The organism is Streptomyces sp. AV19 (genome assembly GCF_015999245.1).
Lineage (GTDB): Bacteria > Actinomycetota > Actinomycetes > Streptomycetales > Streptomycetaceae > Streptomyces.
In genome coordinates this window covers 97,871-121,092 of the sequence record NZ_JAEAMR010000016.1, presented here as the reverse complement: position 1 = coordinate 121,092, position 23,222 = coordinate 97,871, and the positions used below count along the sequence as shown (strand labels likewise).

General features: G+C 71.9%; 21 protein-coding genes. 11 read left to right on the top strand and 10 right to left on the bottom strand.

Translation table 11 applies throughout. The features are described from left to right. Positions 1-142: 142 nt before the first annotated feature. Complete coding sequence (locus I5Q34_RS25030) at positions 143-1,555, bottom strand: hypothetical protein (protein ID WP_199894665.1); 1,413 nt, start codon at positions 1,553-1,555, stop codon at positions 143-145. Between the two features lie 1,008 nt (positions 1,556-2,563). On the opposite strand from I5Q34_RS25030, the gene I5Q34_RS25025 reads away from it, so the two are divergent. From I5Q34_RS25025 to I5Q34_RS25015, 3 genes are read left to right on the top strand one after another with little or no spacing between them, the layout of a single operon-like run. After that, positions 2,564-4,000 carry a condensation domain-containing protein gene (locus I5Q34_RS25025; protein ID WP_199894664.1) on the top strand — a complete coding sequence of 479 codons (1,437 nt, stop codon included), beginning with the start codon at positions 2,564-2,566 and terminating at the stop codon, positions 3,998-4,000. Beyond that, positions 3,997-4,254 carry an acyl carrier protein gene (locus I5Q34_RS25020; protein WP_199894663.1) on the top strand — a complete coding sequence of 86 codons (258 nt, stop codon included), beginning with the start codon at positions 3,997-3,999 and terminating at the stop codon, positions 4,252-4,254. Before I5Q34_RS25025 ends, I5Q34_RS25020 begins: the two co-directional genes overlap by 4 nt. Further along, the gene (locus I5Q34_RS25015; protein WP_199894662.1) at positions 4,251-5,477 is read left to right on the top strand and encodes a beta-ketoacyl synthase; all 1,227 of its coding nucleotides are present in this window, start codon (positions 4,251-4,253) and stop codon (positions 5,475-5,477) included. The genes I5Q34_RS25020 and I5Q34_RS25015 overlap by 4 nt, the downstream gene beginning before the upstream one ends. 192 nt (positions 5,478-5,669) lie before the next feature. Here I5Q34_RS25015 and I5Q34_RS25010 read toward each other — a convergent pair whose 3' ends face one another. After that, positions 5,670-6,797, bottom strand: a complete 1,128-nt coding sequence (locus tag I5Q34_RS25010; RefSeq protein ID WP_199894661.1) for a serine hydrolase — start codon at positions 6,795-6,797, stop codon at positions 5,670-5,672. Between the two features lie 298 nt (positions 6,798-7,095). On the opposite strand from I5Q34_RS25010, the gene I5Q34_RS25005 reads away from it, so the two are divergent. Further along, positions 7,096-7,242, top strand: a complete 147-nt coding sequence (locus tag I5Q34_RS25005) for a hypothetical protein (RefSeq protein ID WP_199894660.1) — start codon at positions 7,096-7,098, stop codon at positions 7,240-7,242. Positions 7,243-7,246: 4 nt separating this feature from the next. Then, positions 7,247-8,023: a MerR family transcriptional regulator gene (locus tag I5Q34_RS25000; RefSeq protein ID WP_199894659.1), complete on the top strand. Its 777-nt coding sequence runs from the start codon at positions 7,247-7,249 to the stop codon at positions 8,021-8,023. Positions 8,024-8,035: 12 nt separating this feature from the next. Here the strand turns inward: I5Q34_RS25000 and I5Q34_RS35005 are convergent, their stop codons facing one another. Beyond that, entirely contained in the window at positions 8,036-8,251 is a 216-nt protein-coding gene (locus I5Q34_RS35005) for a hypothetical protein (RefSeq protein ID WP_234429507.1), read from the bottom strand. A 455-nt stretch (positions 8,252-8,706) separates the two neighbouring features. Here I5Q34_RS35005 and I5Q34_RS24990 point away from each other — a divergent pair, with 455 nt between their 5' ends. Further along, on the top strand, positions 8,707-9,174 hold the full coding sequence (locus tag I5Q34_RS24990) for a spore-associated protein A (protein WP_199894658.1): 468 nt from the start codon (positions 8,707-8,709) through the stop codon (positions 9,172-9,174). Between the two features lie 218 nt (positions 9,175-9,392). Here the strand turns inward: I5Q34_RS24990 and I5Q34_RS24985 are convergent, their stop codons facing one another. Next, positions 9,393-12,596, bottom strand: a complete 3,204-nt coding sequence (locus I5Q34_RS24985; protein WP_199894657.1) for a BTAD domain-containing putative transcriptional regulator — start codon at positions 12,594-12,596, stop codon at positions 9,393-9,395. Positions 12,597-12,745: 149 nt separating this feature from the next. On the opposite strand from I5Q34_RS24985, the gene I5Q34_RS24980 reads away from it, so the two are divergent. Further along, on the top strand, positions 12,746-13,291 hold the full coding sequence (locus tag I5Q34_RS24980) for a hypothetical protein (RefSeq protein WP_199894656.1): 546 nt from the start codon (positions 12,746-12,748) through the stop codon (positions 13,289-13,291). 188 nt (positions 13,292-13,479) lie between these two features. After that, positions 13,480-14,499, top strand: coding sequence for an NADP-dependent oxidoreductase (locus I5Q34_RS24975; RefSeq protein WP_277965448.1), 1,020 nt, complete (start codon positions 13,480-13,482; stop codon positions 14,497-14,499). Between the two features lie 313 nt (positions 14,500-14,812). On the opposite strand, the gene nadE is transcribed toward I5Q34_RS24975, so the two are convergent. After that, positions 14,813-15,643, bottom strand: coding sequence for an ammonia-dependent NAD(+) synthetase (gene nadE, locus I5Q34_RS24970; RefSeq protein ID WP_277965449.1), 831 nt, complete (start codon positions 15,641-15,643; stop codon positions 14,813-14,815). Between the two features lie 54 nt (positions 15,644-15,697). After that, the gene (locus I5Q34_RS24965) at positions 15,698-16,654 is read right to left on the bottom strand and encodes a LysR family transcriptional regulator (RefSeq protein ID WP_199894654.1); all 957 of its coding nucleotides are present in this window, start codon (positions 16,652-16,654) and stop codon (positions 15,698-15,700) included. 125 nt (positions 16,655-16,779) lie between these two features. Between I5Q34_RS24965 and I5Q34_RS35000 the strand changes: the two genes are divergently transcribed. Continuing rightward, on the top strand, positions 16,780-17,451 hold the full coding sequence (locus tag I5Q34_RS35000; protein ID WP_234429506.1) for an MFS transporter: 672 nt from the start codon (positions 16,780-16,782) through the stop codon (positions 17,449-17,451). Positions 17,452-17,473: 22 nt separating this feature from the next. Then, entirely contained in the window at positions 17,474-18,046 is a 573-nt protein-coding gene (locus I5Q34_RS34995) for an MFS transporter (RefSeq protein ID WP_234429505.1), read from the top strand. A 232-nt stretch (positions 18,047-18,278) separates the two neighbouring features. Here I5Q34_RS34995 and I5Q34_RS24955 read toward each other — a convergent pair whose 3' ends face one another. Beyond that, entirely contained in the window at positions 18,279-18,494 is a 216-nt protein-coding gene (locus tag I5Q34_RS24955; RefSeq protein WP_199894653.1) for a hypothetical protein, read from the bottom strand. 252 nt (positions 18,495-18,746) lie between these two features. Here I5Q34_RS24955 and I5Q34_RS24950 point away from each other — a divergent pair, with 252 nt between their 5' ends. Continuing rightward, positions 18,747-19,640, top strand: coding sequence for an alpha/beta fold hydrolase (locus I5Q34_RS24950; RefSeq protein ID WP_199894652.1), 894 nt, complete (start codon positions 18,747-18,749; stop codon positions 19,638-19,640). A gap of 15 nt (positions 19,641-19,655) precedes the next feature. Here I5Q34_RS24950 and I5Q34_RS24945 read toward each other — a convergent pair whose 3' ends face one another. The 3 genes from I5Q34_RS24945 to I5Q34_RS24935 form a co-directional block, all read right to left on the bottom strand. Beyond that, positions 19,656-20,654, bottom strand: a complete 999-nt coding sequence (locus I5Q34_RS24945) for a hypothetical protein (protein WP_199894651.1) — start codon at positions 20,652-20,654, stop codon at positions 19,656-19,658. Between the two features lie 190 nt (positions 20,655-20,844). Further along, positions 20,845-21,582, bottom strand: a complete 738-nt coding sequence (locus I5Q34_RS24940) for a PQQ-binding-like beta-propeller repeat protein (RefSeq protein ID WP_199894650.1) — start codon at positions 21,580-21,582, stop codon at positions 20,845-20,847. A gap of 41 nt (positions 21,583-21,623) precedes the next feature. Further along, on the bottom strand, positions 21,624-22,844 hold the full coding sequence (locus I5Q34_RS24935) for an RNA-guided endonuclease TnpB family protein (protein WP_199894713.1): 1,221 nt from the start codon (positions 22,842-22,844) through the stop codon (positions 21,624-21,626). Positions 22,845-23,222: the final 378 nt, after the last annotated feature.

The following is a 23,222-nucleotide window of genomic DNA, read 5'->3' as shown; positions in this document are numbered from 1 at the left end:
GGCTCATGTGCCGATCCATCGATACCGGGACAGCGTCATTCCTCTGTGAAGCCGGAGACAGTAGGTGCAGCGCCAGGACCGGACAACTTCCGGCCGTATACGGCCACTTACGGCCGGAATCCGTCCTTCCGCGGTCTCGTCCTCAGCCCTTGAACCCACTGAACACGGTGCTGAACTCGTAGTCCTTCTGGTCCGGGATGCTGGAACAGTTCAGTTCGACCTTGCCGCTGGCGCACGGGTGGTCGCGCTGGATCTGCCACATGGCCAGACGGCCGATGTGCTTCTGGTTCGCCCACTGGGTCACCCGGGTGGCGTCGTCGACGGTGAAGGTCTCCTCGGGCTGGTCGTTCTTCCCGAGCATCGGCGTGATGCCGACCTTCTTCCACAACTCGGCGTCGGAGGCCCCCGGATAGACCTGCTTCAGCTGCTCGTGCAGCGCGGTGCCCGCCGAGATCGCCGCGCCGCCCATGTCCGGTACGGGGTGCCCGTAGTCCATCGTCATGACGTTCCAGGTGTCGACCTTGAGGCCCTGGGCCACGGCGTCCCGGACGACGGCCATGCCGTCCGCGGTCAGGCCGTCCTCCATGACGGGGAGGGTGTAGGAGATGTGGAGGGGCTGCCCCTTCGCCTCGTACTCCCGCTGGAGCGCGGCGAGGGCCTGGGACCGGCGGGTGTTGGCCTTGGCGTCGAGGATGGCGGTGCCCTCGACGTCGAAGTCCAGCTTGGTGGCCTTCAGCCGCTGCGCCACGCCGCGGTAGGCGTCGGTGAGCCCGGCGGCGCTGCCGATGGTCAGCGCGAGTTCCTGGTTGCTCGCGCCGCCGAAGGACACCACCACGTCGCCGCCGGCCTTGCGCAGCTTGTTGATCTGCGGCACCAGGAAGTTGCCGGAGACGGGCTGCGAGTGCTGTCCGGACCACACCGGTACCGAACCGTCCTGGGGATCGGCCACGATGAACGCCGTGCTGAACTGCCGGGCGCCGGAGGCCCGGTGGAGCGCCTCCAGATCCGGCGTCGGATACAGGCCGACGTCCGCGTAGGGGGCGAACGGAGCGGCCTCCTCGGGATCGCCGGGAACCGCCTCGATGTACTTGTCGTCGGCCTTCCACTCCAGGACGACGCCGATCCCGGCCGCCGGGAGGTTCCTGCGGTGGCCGTCCCTGGGCGTGATGGTCACGGTGCTGCCGTCCTGCACCACGTTGTCCTGCTCGTACTCCTGGGCGAGGATCTGCCCCTCGGGCAGGGTGAAGCGGAGCTTCCAGCCGACGTCGGGGGTGTCCTTCCCGGACGAAGGAAGGATTCTGTAGTGGTAGTTGCCACCGGTCGACCAGTCCCGGTCCGGGGAGCCGGCCTGGTCGCCCACCCACTTCACGACCGCCTTGTCCGTCCCTTCCAGCAGTACGCCGCGCAACGGGTCGGGGTCGGCGATCCCCGCCCGGACGGCGTGCCCGGCCGCCGTCGCCCTGAGGGAGGCCGGGGACGCGCCCGCCGCCCCGGTGATGGTGGCCAACAAGACGGGGGCGGCGGCCGCAACGGCCAGAACCGGGCGCAATCGCATGGTTCCTCCTCGGTGGGGGGTCAACAGGGCACGGCGTCATCGCGCCGGCCGCGAATTCGGTTCCCCCTTCAACATGCTGATCACCCTTGGGGGAGCCGATTCCCGCCATGAACATGGCATCCGGTGGCCTGAATGCGGCGCGTGCGGTGCGGGCGGCGTCGATGGCACGGGAGTTGTTCCGGAGATTCGCGAACGGGCACTCCCGCGGGGAGGGTTCGGCCGGCCGCACTCCGGCCTGGGCGATGGCATTGGTATAGACCGCAGGTGTGGAGACGTGGCGGGTCTTCGCTTGTGGAACTCTTCCGGGAAGCCGGCGAGAGGTGCGTCCGTCGGCGTACGCACTGCGGATGTCCACGGTCGTGACGGGCAGTCAAATCACGGCAGATCCGCGATAGAGGGGCAACTGAACCGTGCTCGAAACGGGGCGTAGGTTGACCGGAAAAGGGTCACCGATCGGTGCCGTGGGCGCGGCCCTCGGGGTGCGCCGGTCCAGCCGGCCTCGCGAGGGCTCGCCACCGGTTGCTCCTTCCTGCTGCCTGGCCTCCCGTCCCCTGGCGACACCGTGTTGTCGACGTAGCCGTCGACGGCGGCAAAGGGGCCGGCGCCGTCGGCCGCTTCGCCTTCGGCATCCACCAGAAGTGGACCGGAGCCCCCGGTGTCACAGCGGCAGTCGAGGTCGGCGGGCGTTCTCGCCCCGGCCGGACGACCGGGGGAATCCCGGTGCTCGAGCTGCTCTCTTCCGCACGGTCCATGGCACGTTTCCGGTGTACTCCGTTCGGCCTCTTCCTGCGGTGACGGGGCCAAGGGCCCACGCGCCTTCGACCGGGCGGGCCGTGATGCCGCCCGCCGTCATCCCGGCCGGCCCCTGTATCAGCGGCCTTCGTTTCCCTGCCGGGATGAAGGCGGGGCCGCTGTCGGCGGTACCCGCCGAGCTCACCTGTCCGGGTGGAAGACCGGACACCGCCTCATGGGGCGGGCCACACCTGGGCAATGAGAGCAGCGATGTTGATGACGACGCTGTCCGAGTACCGTGTGCGCCCCGGCAGGCTCAGGGAGTGGACGCTGGACGCCGAGCCGTTCCGGGAAGCCGCATGGCCGGACGCGGCCGGCCGGCCGGTGTCGTACAACCAGGAATGGCATCTGAGGTTCTCCGCGCGGCTCGCCGCGCGGGGCGTCCGGACCCCGATGTGGATGGGGTTCGGGTTCGAGCTGCCCGGCCCGTTGGACGCCGAGGCGTTGCGCGAGACGCTGCGCTTGTGGGTCGTACGGCACGAGACGCTGCGCAGCGGCTTCCGGGTGACGGATGCGGGGCTGGAGCACATCTCCATCGCCTCCGAAGCCGTCCGCGTGTCGGACGTGGTGCTGGGGGACTTCGCGGACGACGAGGACCTCCGCGGGTGTCTGGAGCAGCGCCTCGACGAGGGGACGGGCCTGAACCGCTGGCCCGGTCACGTGATGGAGACCGTGGACCGCACGGACTCCACCAGCGTGATCGTCGCGTTGGATCACGCGTATACCGATGGTTTGTCGGCCATGACGGCGATCGGGGAGTGGCAGGAGCTGTACGCGGCCGTTACCGCGGGGCGGGAGGTCACGCACCGGGGCATCGGCAGTTATGTGGACTTCGGGGCGCGGGAGCGAGCCGCCGCCGAGCGGATCGGACGTGACCACCCGGCCGTGGCGCACTGGGAGCGGTTCATCGTGGCCGGGGGTGAGCGACTGCTGGAGTTCCCGCTCGCCCTCGGCGTCGCCAAGGGCGAGCTGTTGCCGCATGTCAAGCTGGACGTCCTGCTGCTGGACGCGCCTGCGGCCGCGGCGGTCGAGGAGGTGTGCCACGACGCGGGCGGCGGGTTCCTCGCCGGGTTGCTCGCGGCCTTCGCGATGGCAACCCAGGAGATCACGGGCGATCCGGTCTACCGGACCGTGATGCCCGTGCACACCCGGTCGAGGCCGGAGTGGCTGCACTCGATGGGGTGGTACGTCGGAGTGGGACCGGTCGAGATCGACCTCGGTACCGGGGCGACGTTCCGGGAAGCGGTGCCGGCCGCGCACGGGGCGGCCCGGGTGGCGCTGAGCGTCGGGCGCGAGCCGATCGCACGGATCGCGGAAGTCCTGGGGATCACCGAGGAGCTGGAGCGCCGGATGCCGGAGGTGTTCCCTTTCGTGTCGTTCATCGACCTACGGGTCATCCCCGGGGCCCGGCGATGGGACGAATGGAACGCCCGGCCCCTGGTCCGGATGAAGTCCCGTGGCAGCAAGGTGAACTTCTGGGTCAACCGTACCGACGAGGGAGTGTGGCTGACCGCGCGTCATCCCGGAACGGAGACGGCCGGTGACGCTGTCGCCCGCTTCGTCGAGCGGGTGCGAGGCGTGCTCCACAGTGTGGCGAAGACCGGTGACTACCGTGCCACCGGCTGTCCGGGGACGAACGGGGAGACCGAATGACCTTTGCGTGTGAGACGGCGGAAGCGATCCTGACGGCCAAGTTCGGCGTGCCTCCGGAGAGGATGGACACCAAAGCGGTCCTGGCTTCCCTGGACCTGGACTCACTGGCCGTGATCGAGTTGCTCCACGTCCTGGGCCGTGAACTGGATATCAGGATCGGCGAGGACGAGGTGACGCCGCGGCACACGGTCGGGCAGCTGGTGGCCGTGGCGGAGCAGAAGCTGGCGCGGCGGGCCACGGGACCCCGGCCGTGAGCCGCCCCGAGGTCGTGGTGACCGGACTCGGCATGGTGACACCGGCCGGCGTCGGCACCAAAGCGACCTGGCAGGGCGTTTCCGAGGGGGTGACGACCGCCGCACCCGACCCGGACCTCGCGGGTCTGCCGGTCGACTTCTCCTGCCGCGTACCGGACTTCGACCCCGGAGCGCATCTCGACAGCCGTGCCCTGTGGCGCACCGACCGTTGCGCCCAGCTCGCCGTGGCGGCGGCGTGGGAAGGAGTCCGCGACGCGGGGCTCGACCCCGGGTCCTGGGACGGCGCCCGGGTGGCCGTGATCATCGGCACGGCCTTCGGCGGACAGCGGGCGGGCGAGGACGAGCACCGCCGTCTGCTCCAGGAGGGCCACGAGGCGGTGGCTCCGACGCTGGTGCCGAAGCTGCTCCCCAACATGCCCGCGGGCGAGGTGTCCATGGCCCTGCGGGCGCACGGGATGAGCCTGGGCCTGTCGGCGGCCTGCGCCTCGGGGGCCAACGCCATCGCACTGGGCCGGGACCTGCTGGCATCCGGCTCCTGCGACGTGGCCATCGCCGGCGGTACGGACGCGGCCGTCACCCCCCTGCTGGCCGCGGGCTTCCACCGGCTGGGCACGCTCTCGGTCCGGCGCACCGAACCGGCAGCGGCCTCCCGCCCGTTCGACGCCGGCCGCGACGGCTTCGTGCTGGGCGAGGCCGCCGCCGTACTGGTCCTGGAGCGGGCCGAGGACGCCCGGCGGCGCGGTGCGGCACCACGCGCGGTCCTGGCCGGCTGCGGGTCCACCAGCGACGCGTACCGGGCGACGGCCCCGCACCCCGAACACCTCGGCGGTGAGGCGGCATTGCGCGCGGCGCTGGCCGACGCCGACGCGACACCCGCAGAGGTCGACCACGTCAACGCGCACGGCACCGCGACCCTGGTCAACGACGCCACCGAGGCCCTGATGCTCGCCCGCGTCCTCCCTCACGCGCCCAGCGTGACCTCGGCCAAGGGAGCGTTGGGGCACTGCATGGGCGCGAGCGGAGCGGTGGAGGCGGGGCTCACCGTGCTGACGCTTCAACGGCAACTTGTCCCGCCGACGGCCAACCTCGACACCGTCGACCCGGACGTCCAGCTGGACCTGGTGACCAAAACCGCCCGGGAGCAACGGGTCGACCTCGCCGTGAGCACCTCGTTCGGCTTCGGTGGACACAACGCGGTCCTGTCCTTCCGGCGCTGCACGTGATCCAGACGCGCAGGGCCGGGGTCGGCCAGTGCTTCTGCGGTACCGGGGCATTCCGGTATCGCCGCAGTGGGTCCATGACGTGATGTGGCGGGCGGCGCAGCGGGCCCTGGACGGGAAGTGGCAGGAGCCGCTGCGCGAGGCATACGGGCCCGAGGTGATCGGCCCGTATGCCGAGTCGGATCGGCCGGCTCGTCAGCCGATCCGGCCTGCCCGGCCGCAGAACACCTCCTTGACGAGCCTCTTTTGCGCCTTCTGGAACGCCTCGGCCGTGGCGGCGAAGTCGAGCTCGGCGTCCCCGGTGGTCAGCGAGGCGGTCAGGGTCGTGCTGCCGTCGGGCGAGCTGAACATCAGCGCCCCCCAGCCGAAGAAGCCGCCGTTGTGGGTGAGGACGGTGCCGCCGCACTCCGTGTCCTGCACGAACAGCCCCAGGCCGTAGCCGGACTTCGGGTACGGCCTGCGCATCTCGGCCAGCAGCGGGGCCGGCAGGAGCTTGCCGGCATTCAGCGCGGAGAAGAACGTGTGGAGATCCTCGGTGGTCGAGATCATGTCACCGGCGGCGGAGACCCAGGAGGGATTCATGCGGGTGACGTCGACCACCTTCCACTGGCCGGCGTCCTCGTACCGGTAGTAGCCGTGGGCGTGCGGCTCGGGGATCTCCGGCGAGGTGCCCGGCACCATGGTGCCCGACAACCCGAGCGGCCCCAGGATCCGCCGCTGCATCTCCTCTGCGAGCGAGCAGCCGGCGACCTCCTCGATCAGCAGCTTGGCCAGCACGTAGTTGGTGTTGGAGTAGCTCCAGTCCGTGCCCGGCGCGAACCGCGCCGGCTTGGACAACGCCAGCCGGACCAGCTCATCGGGCCGGTAGGTGCGGAACAAGTTGTCCACGTACTCCTGGCCCTGCCAGGGAATGCCCGGCACGACCGTCCCGTCCTCGAAGAACTCGCCGGTGAAGTTGAACACCCCGCTGGTGTGCTGCAGCAGCATCCGCACCGTGATCTGTCGGTCGAGGCCGAACTCGGGCAGGTAGTCGTCCGCCGGGCTGTCCAGTCCGATCTTTCCTTCGGCCACCAGTCGCAGCACCAGGGCCGCGGTGAAGGTCTTGGTGTTGCTGCCGATCCGGAAGTGCCCGTTGACCGGCGGCTCGGCGGCCTTGCCCAGCTCGGCCACCCCCGCGCTGCCGACCCACTGGCCCCGCTCGTCGTGCACGCGCAGCTGCACTCCGGCGAAACCGGAATCGACGATCTCCTGGATGGCCTTCTGCAGCTCCGGGCGATCGGGCCCGGCAGCGGAGTTCTTCGTGGTGTGGAGGGACTCGCCCATGGTCATTCCCCATCTCGCGGCAGCAGGTGTCGGCACAGCTCGAAAGCACCACGTGGCCCTGGTGGCCACCGGCCCCTTCGAGGCGGCAATGCGACGAGCGTGCACCTTGACCCAAGGTCAAGGTCAACCTCTGTCGCGACCATGGGCTGACCGGCAGCGATTGCCCCGGCCTGGGCCGGGCGTCGGCCGAGGTCCGCGTCGGCCGGTACGCCGAGATCGCCATCGAGTACCACGCGGTCCGCGTCGCCCTCGGCGGCCGGGTGACGAGGTGGAACAGACGCGCGCTACCCTCGCCCCTGTGATCGCCCGCAACCCGTACCTCAAGGTGAGCGCGAAGGTCGCCGGCTACCACGGCTCGATCCTGTGCAAGGACTTCCGTGCTGTCACCGGCGCGGTTCGCGAGAACGCAGCCGCACCGGCCGTCCACGATCCGGAGGTGTGCTGAGCCGATGGCAGACGGGCTCACGATCGGTCAGGCGGCGGCGTTCGTCGGCGTCACGATCAAGACGGTGCGGCACTATCACCGGCTCGGCCTGGTCGCCGAGCCGGAACGTGACGGTTCCGGCTACCGGCGCTACGGCTCGGCCGACCTGCTCCGGCTGATCCAGGTCCGGACCCTGGCCGGGGCCGGCGTGCCGCTGGCCGAGATCGGTGACCTGCTCGACGCCGATCCCCAGCGGTTCGCCGCCGCCCTGGACGACGTCCGTCGTCGGCTCACCGAACGGATCGAGGACCTGACCGCGCGCCGCGACACGCTGCACCGACTCGCCCACGGCGACCGGGTCCTGCTGCCCGACCGGGCCTGCGCGGTCCTGGACCGAATCGCCGGTCTCGGCTTCGGTCCCGGCTACCTGGCCACTCAACGGGAGGCCCTGGTGCTGGCCCGGGCGCTGGTTCCGGAGATCTTCGACAGCTTCCTGACCCGGCTCGAACATCTCCTCGACGATCCCGGGCACGTCGAGCTGACCAAGCGCGGTTGGGACGCGAGGACTTGGGATCCGGACGACCCGCGGATCGAGGAGCTGGCGTCCGCGCTGGCCGACAAGCTGCTGGCCGACCGCGCGCTGCTGGCGATGCCGACCGGGTTCGAGAACCGGTCCGACGCCGCCTCCCGGTACGGACTGGTCAACCACCACCGGGAAGACCAGGAGCCGTCCATCGCCCGGTTGAACGCGCTGGTCGAGGCGAACCTGCGCGCGGCCGGCATCGACGTCCCGTATCAGTGACGGCCGAGCGCCTCACGCGCTGTCCAGCAGTTGCGTGATGTCGAGCGGTAGCAGCTGTGACAGCTCGGTGCCGACGGCGGTCATGGCGGCGGCGTAGCAGGAGTTGCCGAGGAGGGACGTCATGGCGTCGGCGATCTCGCCGCGCTTCGCGGTGAGTTCCAGCGGCCGGCCGAGGCCGCGCCGGGCGAACGCGGCGACATTGTCGGGCTGGTCGGCGAGAACGCCCATGCCCAGGACGGGCGCGTTGCGCCCTGCACCGCGTCGAGCAGGGACGCCCGGCCCCCGTGTGTCACGAACAGGTCGGCATGACGCAGGAGCGCGGGCTGCGGTACGTGCTCGACGACCTTGACGCGGGGGTCCGTGCTGCGCAGGTCCTGCGCGAGGCCTCCCGCGGACACGATCGCGTCGCAGCCGATTTTCGGCGAGCGCGGCACAGTTCCCTGATCCGTCCGGGGCCGGGGCCGAAGAACCGTCCGAGGCCGGTGTGACCTCTCGGCTTGATGTGAAGGGTGTTGTGCGGGATCGGGTACGCGCCGCCGTGCGATGTGGTGACCGGTTCTGAACGGCGCGGGTGAGGATGCGTACAACCCCTTCCGGGTGTGGAGTGTCTGTGGGGGCACGGAGACGGCCGTCCCGTGTGCGTCCATCAACCGGCACCATGCGACTCGTCCACGGAGGAGAATGTGAAGCGTGCTGTAGGTACCCGTGCCGCGGGAGCCGCGCTGCTCGCCGCCACCACCGTCACCGGGCTGGTGGCGGGCACCGGGACGGCCGTCGCCGCTCCGGCCCGCGCCGCCGCCACGTACGGCAAGGAGTGCGGCACCGGATACGCGAAGGTCAACGAGATCCCGATCCCGGGCCGCGGGACGGTCTTCCTGGCCTACAACGCGGCCACCGGCAAGAACTGCGTGGTCACCAAGCGGAACAGCTCGGCCGGCGCGCCGCTGTGGGTGGGCTCCTGGCTTCAGCGCAACAAGGAACTGAAGTCGAAGCAGGAGCAGTACGGCTTCTTCACCTCGTACGCGGGGCCGGTCCACCTGGACGCCAAGGGCAAGTGCGTCGACTGGGGCGGCGAGATCGACGGCTATGTCGTGGCCCGCTACAAGACGAACTGCGGCGCCCTCGCCCGGACCGGGGCGCAGGCCGGCTGACCTGGAGGCAGCAGCGGTGGGCGGAACGGCCGCGGGACCTCCTCCCCGGGGAGCAGGTCCCGTGGCGGTCTTTTGAGAGGCCGGCCGACGCGAGCCGAAGACCGCCGACTCGCCGACGCCAGGAAACGGCGGGCACATGCCGTCGTCGGCCCGACGGCAGGATCAACGCCAAGACGTCATCGTCACCGACCGCGAGAGTACGGAGAACCGGCGAGCGGTCACGGACGTGCCGCATCCGCGCCGACGGCCTGCGTCGCCGCGTACGCGTCCTGCGGCCCCGACACCGCCCCCGCGGCGACGAGTTCCTCGAACAGGCCGTCCCCGAGGGACTCGCGCAGCACTCCCGCGATCCGTTCGACATCGCCCCGCTCCGCGACCGGCAACGGCGCCCCCGCCTCCCGCCGGGCCGCGTCCGCCGCGCCCAGCAGGGGCGCCGCCCGGCGCGCCTCGCCGGCCAGGGCCAGGGCGCCCGCGAGGCCCTCCAGGGCCAGGGCCACGGCGCGCGGGTCGCCGGTCGTGCGGGCGACGGCGAGGCCCTCCTCCTGGCGGGCGAGGGCGGCTGCCGCGTCGCCGCGGAGTTCGGCGACGAAGCCGAGTTCGGCCAGGACCAGCGCGTTGGCGCCGTCCAGGCCGACGTGGCGGTGCCAGGCCAGGACCTCCAGGAGGCCGGCCTCGGCCGTGCCGAGGTCGCCGGCGCGGCGGGCGGTCAGGGCCAGGCCGAGGTCCGCGTTGACCTGGCCGGCGCGGAACCCCTGGGCGCCGGCGAGATCGCGGGCGCGCAGGTGCAGGCCGCGCGAGGCGGCCGGGTCGCCCTCCAGGAGGGCGACCCGGCCCAGGCCCGCCGTCAGGTCGGCCGCCATGCTGGACAGGCCCAACTCCTCGGCCGTGCACAGCCCTTCGCGCAGGATCCGGCCGGCCGCGGCGTAGTCGCCGAGGATCTCGGCGTGGGCCGCGCGCACGGCCGCGGTCTGCGCCTGCCCCCACCGGTCGCCCAGCTCCGCGAACATCGCCGCGCTGAGCTCCCCTTCGCGCGCCACCCGGTCCAGTTCGCCGAAGGACAGGGCCTGGACCGCCCGGTCGGCCAGGGCCGCCGCCTCGCCCCAACGGTCCCCGAGAGCACGGAAATCGGCCAGCGCCGCATCCGTCAGCTCCCGGGCCCCCGCCATGTCGCCGATCCGGCACAGGGCATGGCCCAGGACGTACCGGGCCTCGGCCCGGCCGGCGGAGTCCCGCGCGTCGAAGTGCCGCAGCGCCAGGGCGATCCGTTCCGCCCGGTCGGTGCCGTCCCCCTCCAGCACGGTCACGGCCGTGTGCCAGGCCCCGGCGCGGGCGCGCGGCGCGGCCGGGGTGCCGTCGGCGACGGCCAGGGCCGAGGCCAGGGACCGGCGCGCGTGGCCCAGACGGCCGCGCAGCACCCAGTACCGGGCGAGCGCGCCCGCCAGATGGAGCGCCTCGGCGCCCCGGCGGGCGTCCACCAGCCCGTCGAGAGCCGCCCGCAGATTCGCGGACTCCGTGTCCAGCCGGGCCAGCAGCGCTCCCTGCTCCGGTCCGCGCAGCCCTTCGGCGGCGCGGACCGCGAAGTCGACGGCGTGCGCCGCGTGCCGGGCCCGGGCGGCGTCCGTCTCGCCCGCCTCGGCCAGCCGGACCGCGCCGTACGCCGCGACCGACTCCAGCATCCGGTAGCGCGGCTCGCCGTGGGCCTCGCCGGCCGACACCAGCGAGCGCTCCACCAGGCGGGCCAGCACGTCCAGGACGTCGTCCCGCACGACGGCGCCCCAGCCCGCCACGGCCTCGGCCGACGCCAGGTCCCACCCGTCCGCGTGCACCGACAGGCGGCGCAGCACCGTGCGCTGGTCCGCCGTCAGCAGGTCCCAGCTCCAGTCGATCGTCGCCCTGAGCGTCCGCTGCCGCTCCGGCATGCCCCGCCGCACCCCCGCCAGCAGCCGGAGCCGGTCGTCGAGCCGGGCGAGCAGCCCCGGCAGGCCCAGTGCCCGGACCCGCCCGGCGGCCAGCTCGAGCGCGAGCGGAATGCCGTCCAGGCGGCGGACGAGCTCGGCGACGGCCGGCGCGTTGCCGGGCCCTACGGCGAAACCCGGGGTGGCGGCGGCCGCCCGCGCGGCGAACAGCCGGACGGCGGCCTCGCCGTCCAACGGCCGTACCTCCCGGAGCCGTTCACCGGGCAGGGCCAGCGGCTCCTGGCTGGTCGCCAGGACGCGCAGCCCCGGTACCGCGCGCAGCAGCCGTCCTGCGGTCTCGGCCGCGGGGTCCACGAGATGTTCGCAGTTGTCCAGGACGAGCAGGAGTTCCCGGCCGCGCAGCGCCTCGGCCAGTGTGGCCGGCGCGTCCGGGACGGCGGCGCGCGGCCCCCAGGCGCCGTCGTCCCGGACGCCCAGGACGGACGCGATCTCCTCGGCGAGGCCGGCGGCGTCCACCCGGGGCCGGAGCCCGGCCAGTTCGACGAGCCAGACGCCGCCGGGATACGTACCGGACAGGCGGGACGCGGCAGCCAGGGCCAGGCGCGTCTTGCCCACCCCGCCCGGGCCGGTCAGCGTCACGAGGCGGTGCTCGCGCAGCAGCGCCAGGACGGCCTCGGTGTCGGCGCGGCGGCCGATCACCTCGTCGAGCGGGGCCGGCAGATTGGTGGGCGGGGCCGCCGGTGGTGCGAGGCCCGGATCCTGGCGCAGGACCGCGCGGTGGAGTGCGACGAGCTCGGGGCCGGGGTCCAGGCCCAACTCCTCGGCCAGCGTGGTGCGCAGCTCCTCGAACGCGGCGAGCGCCTCGCTCTGGCGGCCGGCGCCGTGCAGGGCCCGGATGTGCGCGGCGCGGAGCCGCTCACGGAGGGGGTGGCGGGCGGTCAGGTCCGCCAACTCGCCGAGGAGTGCGCGGTGTTCGCCGGACGAGAGGAGGACCTCGGCGCGGTCCTCGACGGCGGTGAGCCGCTCCTCCTCCAGGCGGTCCGCCGCCGCCCGCACGACCGGTATCCCGGTGAATCCCGCGAAGGCCGGGCCGCGCCAGAGGGCGAGGGCGTCCGTCAGCAGGGCGGCTTTGGAACGGGTGCCGGGCGTGGCGCGGGCCTCGGCCGCGAGGGCGGTGAACCGGGCCGCGTCCACGGCGGCGTCACCGTCGTCCGGGATCCGCAGCGCGTAGCCGGGCGACTGGGCGACGACCCACGACCGGGCGCCGGGCCGCACCCGGTCCAGGGCGGCGCGCAGTTGGGACACCTTCGCCTGGAGCGCCCGGTGCGGGGCGGAGGGGAGCGGGACGCCGTCCCAGAGCGCGTCGACGAGCACGTCGGCGGCGACGGTGGTCCCGGCGCGGGCGAGCAGTACGGCGAGCAGGGTGCGCACCTTCGCCTCGGGGACGGGGGCGGACCCTCCTTGCGCGGATATCACTTCGAGCGGACCGAGTACCCCGAATCTCATGGCCGCACCTTAATTGACCTGTGGATCCTTGCGACTCGTTACCCACACGGATGAACTTGCCGCCGGCCCCCTGCCCAAGAGGGGCGAATGTCGCCGATTCTTGCGCTATGGCCTGAAAGGGCCGCAGGAGCGGGAAGGGGGCAACAGCCATGGGCAAGAGGAATTCGAAGGGCTTGCGGTCGACGGCGGTGGCGGGCCTGAGCGCCGCCCTGCTCGCTTTCACTCAGGGAACGGCGTTCGCTGCCAGTGATTGGGGGGTCGGACCGGACAGCGCGCTCGAGGCCGGGAGTTCGTTCACCCTTTATCCCCGGGCGCTTTGCGGTTCAGGCCCCTGTGACTACGACAAGACTTGGGTGCTGAGCGTCCGGGCGCATGACGACGCCTTCTTCACCAATGAGAAAGGTTCGTCATTCGCACTGGTCAGGGGCGACTTCGGCAGCCAGGTCGGTACGTGCGAGGTGACCGGCTCGACGTTCATTTTCTGTCAGGTCGACGAAGGCGGCACGGTCGAAACGGACGACAGCCTGACCACCGGGAGCGCGGTCACCGGGATGGTCTCGCAGTCCACTTGCACGCTGTCGGTGGACGTCACCTGGGCCAACCTCGAATCCGAGGAGTCCTACACACAGCAGTTCACCACGCTCGGGCAGGGCTGCGAAGGGAGTTCCCACTCTCCCGGCGGAACGGGTAATTAGCGACGGCGCGGTCGTCAATGCGGGCCCTGCCGCCCGAAGAAGCCGTCGGAGGAGCACGCGGAAATCCACCGGGCGCTCCGGGAACAGCCGGGCCCGGGCAGATCCCCGAACATCACCCGAACCATTCCCGAACACCCGCCCACCACAGTGGAGGCAGCAACGAACGAAGCCACCCACCAGGAGTCCCCGTGACCGCCAACACCCCCCTCACCTCCCACGAGATCCACCTCGCCTCCCGCCCCACCGGCACCCCCACCCCCGAGAACTTCCGCCTCGTGCGGGCCGAGGTGCCCGAGCCCGGGCCGGGGCAGATCCTGGTGCGCAACACCTGGATGTCCGTGGACCCGTACATGCGCGGCCGCATGGACGACGCCGAGTCGTACATCCCGCCGTTCGCACTGGACGCCCCGCTGGAGGGCGGAGCCGTCGGCGAGGTCGTGGCCTCGCGGGCCGGCTCCGTCCCGGTGGGCGCCACCGTCTCGCACTTCCTGGGGTGGCGCGAGTACGCGGTGCTGGACGCCGACTCGGCCACGGTCGTCGACACGCGGCGGGTTCCCGCCCGGGCCCACCTCGGAATCCTGGGCACGCCGGGCCTGACCGCCTACGTCGCGCTCACGGAGACCGCCCCGGTGCGGCCGGGCGACACCGTCTACGTCTCGGCCGCCGCCGGGGCGGTCGGCAGCGCGGCAGGGCAGATCGCCCGCCGGCTGGGCGCCACGACCGTCATCGGTTCGGCGGGCGGAGCCGCCAAGACGCACGCGCTCACCGAGGACTTCGGCTTCGACACCGCACTCGACTACAGGACCGCCCCGATCGGCGAACAACTGGCCAAGGCCGCGCCCGACGGCATCGACGTCTACGTCGACAACGTCGGCGGCGACCACCTGGAGGCCGCGCTCGACGCGCTGCGCGTCAACGGCCGCGTCGCGGCCGTCGGGGCGATCAGCGGCTACAACGCCGTCGAACCCGCGCCCGGGCCGCGCAACCTCTACCACGTCGTGACCAAGCGGCTGTCGCTGCGCGGCGTGCTCGTCAGCGACCACTACCACCGCTTCCCCGAGTACCTCGACCGGGCGTCCGGCTGGCTCGCCGACGGCACGCTGCGCACCCGCGAGACCGTGCTCGACGGCATCGAACGCGCCCCGGAGGCGCTGCTCGGCGTCCTCGGCGGGGCCAACACCGGCAAGATGCTGGTCAGGCTGGGCTGACCGCGAGCGGACAGACAGGTCCTGCGGACCGGCGCCCGTCGCTTCCCCGGAACGCGGCGGGCGTTCGCGTCGGCGCGGAGCGGAGCCCCGTACCGGCCGGGGCGTCGACACGCGCTACTGCCGGGACTACGCCAACGACCGTGGCCCGCCGGCATGGACGCCGGCGACACCGTCGCGACGCGCGTCGCCGCCACGCTCACGGACCGGTGGGCCGGGACCGACAGTGGCCGGTACAGGACCCTCGACGGTCGTCACAACTCCCTTTCGGGAAAAGCGGAACGCGAACCGCGGACGCCCGAGTCGGGCACCGGGTTCAGGGAGCGATGGGCAGCTGCCGCTTGTGGTCGGTGAGGCGGTAGCGGCGGACGATCGTTTCGAAGGCGCGCTCGTCCACCGGCTTGCCCTCCAGGAAGTCGTCGATGTCGTCGTAGGTGACCCCGAGCGCGTCCTCGTCGGCCTTGCCCGGGTCGAGGGTCTCCAGGTCGGCCGTCGGGGTCTTCCACACCAGCTCGGCGGGCGCGCCCAGCGCGTCCGCGACGGCGCGCACCCGGCGCTTGGTCAGGCCGGTCAGCGGGACCAGGTCGGCGGCGCCGTCGCCGAACTTGGTGAAGAAGCCGGAGACCGCCTCGGCGGCGTGGTCGGTGCCGACGACCAGGCCGCCGAGCGCGCCGGCCACCGCGTACTGGGCGATCATGCGCTGCCGGGCCTTGATGTTGCCGTGCACGAAGTCCTGGTGGTGGGCGTCGCGGAAGCCCAGGCCGGCGGCCAGCGAGGCCTCCAGCGCGGCGTCGCTCGCGGGCTTGACATCCACGGTCAGCACCTGGTCGGCCCGGATGAAGGACAGTGCGAGCTGGGCGTCGCGCTCGTCGGCCTGGACCCCGTAGGGCAGCCGCATCGCGCAGAAATGCGCCTCGTGCCCGGCGGCCCGGGCCCGCTCGACGGCGAGCTGGCACAGCCGGCCCGCGGTGGTGGAGTCGACGCCGCCGCTGATGCCGAGCACGAGGGAGCGCAGACCGGTGGAGGTCAGCCGCTTGGCGAGGAAGGCCACCCGGCGCTCGATCTCCCGCTCGGCCTCGAAGGTCCCGGCGACCTGGAGTTCCCGGGCGATCTCCTGCTGCAGGGCGATGGACGCCGGCTCGCTCACTGATGCTCCTTGATCCGGTTCATGAAGTGCTGGCGCCCAGCCTACCCAGGCCGGTCAGGAGCTCCGCGGCCTCCTCGGCCCTTCGCCGCGGGAGGCCGGCACGGGTGCGGGATCCCCTCGGGCGAACTCCTCGCGGAGGAGCCGGGCCAGCGTGGCCAGCTGCGAGGTGGTGCGGTCGGTGCGCCAGATCAGGCCCATCTGGGAGGGCTGGTCGTGGCCGTCGATCACGAGGTAACGCAGGTCGCCACGGGTGCTGCGTTCGGCCAGGGGGCGGCAGACCAGCATCGCGTGGTCGCCGGAGGCCGCGAGCGCGAGGCCCTCCTGGACGGTCGCGATGCCCATGGACGAGCGGACGGGCGCCCCTGCGGGAGTGGAGCGCGGCACGCGGGCGGCCATCCAGTAGCCGGGAGCGTCCCCGGCCGGGTGGAGGAGGTCCAGGCCCGCCAGTTCCTCGACGTGCACGCGGTCGGTGCCGGCCAGCGGGTGGGAGGCGGCGACGGCGAGCAGCTGGTCCTGCGGAGGGAAGCGGAACCCGACGGTCAGCGCGGCTTCCCTGACGGGGAGCTCGACCACGGCGGCGTCGAGACGCCCGTCGAGCACGGCCGAGAAAGGCGAACCCAGGGGGATCTCGCTCAGCGCCATCGTGACCTCGTGGTGGGCGCGAAGCCGGCGGAAGGCCTCGGTGACCTCTTCGTAGACGCTGCCGTTGAAGCCGACGCGCAACTGGGACAGGCCGCCGCGGCCGGCGCGCTCACGAGCGCGGGCGAACACGGAGGCCAACGTCTCGTAGGCGGGGCGCACCTCGTCGACGAACTGCGCACCCAGCCGCGTCAGTTCCACGCGCCGGCTGGTGCGCTCGACGAGCCGCGCGCCGACGCGCCGTTCGAGGGCGGCGACGAGCTGGCTGACACGGCTCTGGGAGCAGCCCAGGCGCTCGGCCGTCCGGCCGAAGTGCAACTCGTCGGCGAGCGCGAGCAGGCACTCGATCTCCTGGACGTGAACCTGGTTCAACGCTTCCCCTCCCCGCTTTCCCCTCCCCGGCGCATCGATTCCCCGGCGGATCGATCAGCCTAGCTGATCGATCCTTGAGAAGATCATCGTTGTTCGCCCTCTGACCTGCTGTTTGGCTGGCGGCCATGGATAGTTGCCCGCCGGTCAAGGAATCCGGCTCAGGTTCGGCCCGCACCACGCCGTGGCAGTGGGTGGCGGTCGCCGTGTTGTCGTTGAGCACGTTCGTCGTCGTGACGTCGGAGATGCTGCCCGTGGGGGTGCTGACCCCGATGGCCGAGGGCCTGCGGATCAGCCCGGGTACGGCAGGGGCCAGCCTGACGATCACCGGCCTGGTTACCACCGTCGTCGCCCCGGCGGTCCCGCGCCTGCTGGGCGCGCTCGACCGGCGCGCGGTGCTGGCCGTGGCGATGGTGGTGCTGGCCGTCGGCAACGCGCTGACCGCCGCGGCGGACGGCTTCGGCCTGCTGGTCGTCTCCCGGGTCGTCATCGGGATCGGGATGGGAGCGGTGTGGGGCCTGGCCTCCGCGGTCGCGCCGCGGCTCGTGGCGCCCCGCAACGCCGCGCTGGCGGTGTCCTTCGCCGTCAGCGGGGTCGCGGCGGCGTCGGTCGCCGGCGTGCCCCTGGGCACGCTCGTCGGCAACGCCTTCGGCTGGCGCGTCGCGTTCGCCTCGCTGTCCGCCGCCGCGCTGCTCCTCACCGCCGGACTGCTGCTGACGCTGCCCCGCCTTCCCCGCCCGACCGCACCGGCCGGTACGGACGACCGCACCGGCCGGTACGGACGACCGCACCGGCCGTGAGCCGCTGCTGCGCACCGCTTCGGTGACCGTCGGTCTGGTACTGATCGTGTTCCTCGTCACCGCGCACTTCGCCGCCTACACCTACGTACGGCCCGTCCTCGAGGAACGCACCGGACTGGCGCCCGGGGCCGTCGCACTGTTCCTGCTGCTCTACGGAGCCTTCGGGCTGGTCGGCAACTTCGCCGCCGGCGCCATGGCGGCACGCCGCGCCCGGAGCACGGTCCTGGCCCTGACGGCCGGCATCGCCCTGGCGATCGCGCTGCTCGCGCTGTTCGGCACCACCACCGGCGTCACCGGCCTCGGCATCGCCCTGTGGGGCCTGGCCTATGGCGGGCTGTCGGTGGCCGGCCAGATGTGGATGACCCAGTCCGCACCACACCGCATCGAGCACATCACCGGGCTCTACGTGGGCGTCTTCACCGCGGCCATCGCCCTGGGCGCCTTCCTGGGCGGCATCGGCGTGGAGGCCGCCGGCGTCACACCACTGCTGTGGAGCGCCGCCGCGCTCGCGGTGGTGGCCCTCGCGGTGGGGCTGGCCGGTCGACGAGGACTTCCGCGGCAGGAGCCGTCCGGCTCCGCTCGCAGACCGATGTGATGCGCCTTCAGGGCGGGGTGTCCGTCGCCGGTTTTCCGGACGGTCGCGGGCGCCCCCACCGCGCGTTCGGTCTTGGCCCAGTGCCTGCGCCGGGTGATGATCTGCCACAGAGCACACTAACCGGCCGTGAAACAGAGATACATGCACAGACCGCCTTCCGGACCGGCAGGTCGTCGGTGCGGTGCCAATAGAGCAACGCCGAAACCAGACAGGCGGTAAAGGGCAGCGCTTGTCAGGCCAGGACGTTCAGCCACGCCGAGCCGGGCAGGAGGCCGGGCATTCCGGCGCCGTCCGCGTACAACGCGCGGATGACGGCGTAATGCCGGACGACCGAGGCGGGCAGGGTGACCAGGTACGGGACGAGCAGGTAGCCGGTGAGTTCGACGCGGCCCGGGAGACCGACGGCGGGCCGGGCCCAGCGTTCCGGCAGGTGTCCGATGGCGCTCATGTGGCCGTGGTACCAGCGGGTGCGCTGACGCAACAGGCGGCGTGGGCCGGTCAGTTCCTGCTGAGCTGTCCGCGCCGCGCGGCGCGGACAACGTCACCGATGAAAGTCAAGGGCTCGTCGCCGCTGTATGGCGTCGTCGGCGTACGACGTGACAGCCAAGCACTGTCCGGCACATCGCCAACCGATCCACAGTCAGGTCGTCGTCGGAAAACCGGAAGCCACGTCCCGGAGTAATCATTACGATCCCGGACCATGAGTACTCACCATGCCGGTCCTACGTTCGTGCTCGTCCACGGGGCCGGCTCCAGTTCGTTCATGTGGGCTCCGGTCCAGCGGGAACTCGCGCTGCTCGGACACCGAAGCCTCGCCGTCGACCTGCCGGGCCACGGCTTCGACGCGCAGTACCCGGTGGCCTACCAAGCCCCGCAGGATCTCGACGCGTGGGCGGCCGAGCCTGCGACGCTGGCCGAGGTCACCTTGCGGGACAACGTCGACATGGTGGTCGATGTCGTCCGCCGAGTGGCCCCGTACGGGCCCGTGGTGCTGGTGGGCGCCAGCCTGGGCGGAACCACCATCACGCAAGTGGGCAACGTGGTACCCGAACTGGTGAACAGGCTTGTCTACCTTTCCGCGTGGTCGTGCGTCCAGCGGTCCAGTCCCGTCGAGTACATGCAGGAGCCCGAGTTCGCCGACAGCCTGTTGGCTCCGCTGGCCGCGATGAACGTGGGCGATCCGGCCGGACTCGGCGTCGGGCGTGCCAACTACCGCACGGCCGACCCCGAACTGCTCGCCGCTCTCAAGGCGGCGATCATGGCGGATGGCACCGACGAACAGTTCCGCGCCTTCCTGAACATCCTGCAGCCCGACGAGTCCCTGGCCGTAATGACGGCTGATGCCCGAGGCCAGGCCGACACCTGGGGAACGATTGCCCGCACGTACATCCGGCTCACCGGCGACCGTACGCTTCCGGTGGCGATGCAGGACCGTCTGATCGCCGAGGCCGACGCGCTGACGCCCGACAACCCCTATGACGTTCACACCATGGACACCAGTCACGTGGGATTCCTCCTGCGCCCGGCGGAGGTGGCGGGAATTCTGGACCGTCTGATCGCCCAGGAACGCCGTGAACGGTCCGACGCGAGCTAGGCGCGGAACAGATCGTCACAGGATCGTGGGTCCGGCGCATCGGGCAGAGCCCACCCGCGGACCGCGTCGCGTCAGGAGCTCCGGGTCACTCACGCCTACGGCAGGTCTCCCGGCGTACGGCCCAGCACCAGCTGGTCGAACAGCGCGCCCCCGCCATTGCTGAGCAGGCTGAAACTGGTCACCTGCGGCAGCCGCCCGCCGGTGAGGGCCCACAGGTCGACCCGCACGGTCGTCCAGTCGACCGGCCCCCGGTACGCGGTGTTCCACCAGCACGCTGTCCGGCAGCCACGCGGCGTCCCCGACGGACACCACGACCGAGCGGGTCGGCCAGGCCACTCCGATCCGCACGCTCATCCCCGTCGTCCCCGGGCCGGCGGCCTTCCAGGCGAACTGGAAGTACCGGTACTGGCCCGGCTCGGGATGCTCCGTGATCGCGAAGTCCCAGTCGGGGACGGAGTGGCCGAACGTGCTGCCCATGTAGGCGGGGTGCACCTGCCCCGGTCCGCTCAGCCGGAGGCGGGTTCCGCCGGAGAAGGCGCCGCCGCGCTGGAAGCCGAACGCCGGGTTGTGGCCGTGCTGGAAGGACGCGCGCAGGTCCTCGACCCGTTCGTCGAAGAGGACCGCGCGCCCGCGCCGGGCGAGCACGTCGCGGTGGGAACCGCCCAGCGCCCGGCCGTGGAGGACGAGTTCGCCGAGGCGGATGTTGCCCGCGGGCCAACTGCCCCCGCCGGTGGTGGCGAGCCGGAACCTGGCCGCCCGGAGCGGCGGTTGGAGCCGATGGCTGTGCAGCGCCTCGTCCGACAGCAGCATCGGGCCGTCGTGCCAGACCTCGTCCTCGGCCTCCCACCACTGGAGCCGGACGTCACGCAGCCATGATTCGGGGTGCGCGGGATCCTCGGCGAAGGTGACGCCGGTGAGCTCCACCTGGGTGCGGAAGGTGTCGACGGTCAGCAGGAACTTGCCGTGCCATCCGCTGTCCAGGAGGTTGACCACGAGCCAGGGCAGCCAGGGCACCGCGGGCGGGTCGGGCCTGCCGTCGTACAGCGACGCGACCGGGTTCTGCTTCGTCAGGTCGATGACGAGCTGCGGGTCGGTCAGTTCGGCGCGGATCAGGGCATGGGTGTCCGTGATCAGGTTGGGCGTCAGGCCGAGGGGCGGGTGGGTGGCGTTGCCCCAGCCCGTCCTGCGGACCGTCGGCGTCGGATCAGGGGCCAGCAGCGGGGGGGCGGATGTCGGTCTCGGCCGGGGTCAGCCGGCTCTGCCAGCGCGGCCGCAGGCCGGTGTCGTAGCGGATCACGGTCCCCATCCAGGTGGCGGCCAGCAGATCGCCGCCCGGGAGCCAGGCCGGCACCGGGAGCGCCCGCAGGTCCGGGGCCGCCAGGACGGTGCCGTCGCGGTCCAGCACCACCAGGGTGCCCAGCTCGCTGCCGACGGCGACCCGCGTCCCGTCCGGCGAGACGCGGGGCCGCCGCAGGAGATCGTCGCCGGTGTACGTCCACAGCAGGCCGCCGTCGGCGTCGAACGCCCTGAGTTGCGAGCGGGAGGTCACGGCGATGAACGAACCGTCGTCCGAGACGGAGACCTCGTCGGCGGGCGTCGGAAGGGTGTTGGCGAGCACGCCGCCACGGATCACGAACAGGCGGCCGCCGTCGGCGTTCGACGGGATGACGACGGTGCGCCGGTCCCCGCTGACCGTACCGCCGCCGAAAACGCCCGAGTTGGTGACCGTGACCGACCAGAGCGTGGACCCGTTCGCGGCCGAGAGGCCGGTGATCGTGCCCCGGGCGAAAGCGACCAGTGTCGCGTCGTCGACGGCCAGCAGCCGCAGCGGCGTACGGCGGTCCGCCCACCACTCGTGCACCCACTTCTCCGTGCCCGAGTCGTCCCACAGCGCCAGGCCGAGGTCTCCGCACGCGGCGACCCACGAACCGTCCGGCGCCACCGCGAAGCTGTTGAGCGCGGTGTCTTGACGTACTCTCCGCCCTAATGGGCGAGGATTCTGGCCTGGGTCGTCTGACCCTTCCGGTGGTTTCCTGCTTCAACGCGCTGTGCCGGGACTTTCGCCCTGGTCTTACCGGCGCTCTGCGAGGCGTTTAGCCGGTCCGCTCGTCCAGCGGCCCGGATGTTCTTAGCTGCGTTCACGTCGCGGTCGTGGACGGTTCCGCACTCCTGGCAAGTCCACTCCCGGACCGTCAGAGGCTTGGGGCCGTCCTTGACGCCGCAGACCGAGCAGACCTGTGAGGTCGGCTCGAAGCGGCCGATCTTTCCGAAGTATCGGCCGTGTTTAGCGGCCTTGTAGTCCAGCATCGCGACGAACATGGACCAGCCCGCATCGTGCACGGACTTGGCCAGGCGGGTACGGGCCAGGCCCTTGACTGCGAGGTCTTCCACGTAGATCGCTTGGTTGTCGCGGATCAGGTCCGTGGAGAGCTTGTGCAGCCAATCGCGTCGCCGGTCCGCCACGCGGGCGTGCTGGCGTGCGACCTTGGCCCGCGCCTTGGCCCGGTTGTTGCTGCCCTTGGCCTTGCGACTCAAGGCCTTCTGCATCTTCTTGAGCTTCTTCTCGGCCCTGCGCAGGAAGCGGGGGCTGTCGACCTTGGTCCCGTCGGACAGCACTGCGAAATGGCCGAGGCCGAGGTCTACGCCGGTGTCGGTGTCCAGCACGGGCAGGTACTCGGGGTCGGTGTCCACTACGAAGCTGAGGAAGTACCGGCCAGCGCTGTCCTTGATGACGGTGACACTGGTCGGCGCGGCCGGGAGCGGCCGGGACCACTTCACCTTGAGGTTGCCGACCTTGGCCACGTAGACCGTTCCGTTGTCCTGTACAGAGAACGCGTTGGTGTTGAGACGGATCGACTGCCGGGTGTCCTTCTTCGACTTGCAGCGGGGCGCTCCCATGCGCGGGCGCTTGCCCTTGATGCCGTCAAAGAAGTTCTTGAACGCCATGTCGAGGTCCCGGAGGGACTGTTGCAGCACCACGGCGGATACGTCCGCCAGCCATGCCCGCCCGGGGGTGCGCTTGGCCTGGGTGATGTGGGTCTTGGACAGCTCCGCCGACGACACGTACGGCAGCCCGGCCGCGTGCGCTTCCTTCCGGGCGCGCAGGCAGTCGTTCCACACCACACGGGCACACCCGAACGCCTGGGCCAGCGCACGGCACTGAGGGGCGTCCGGGTCGAACTCCGGTACTCCCAGCGGACGCAGCCACACCCGGAACCGCGGTTCGTCCCGCCACCTGCCCCGTTCGTGGCGGATCGTCAGTGGCACCGGCCGCCCGGCCTCCCACACCTCGTCCGGGTAGCTCACCACGAGCTTCTCGACATTGGCGGGGACCGGCGGCCCGAGCGGCCCACCCGTGCGCTGGTCGTACACCTCGAACAGGGTCGCCGGATCGGACCGCTTCACGAAGAACTTCCCGTCACGCAGGCGCAGTTCCGTCACGGGCCGGTTGTCGGGCAGGGCCAGGATGACCGAACCGGTCTGCTGTCCGTCCAGGTCGTAGATCTTCACCTCGCGTGCGCCGCTGAGGACGTAGAGGCGGCCGTCGCCGTCCAGGTCGAACAGCCCGCGGCGGTCGATGCC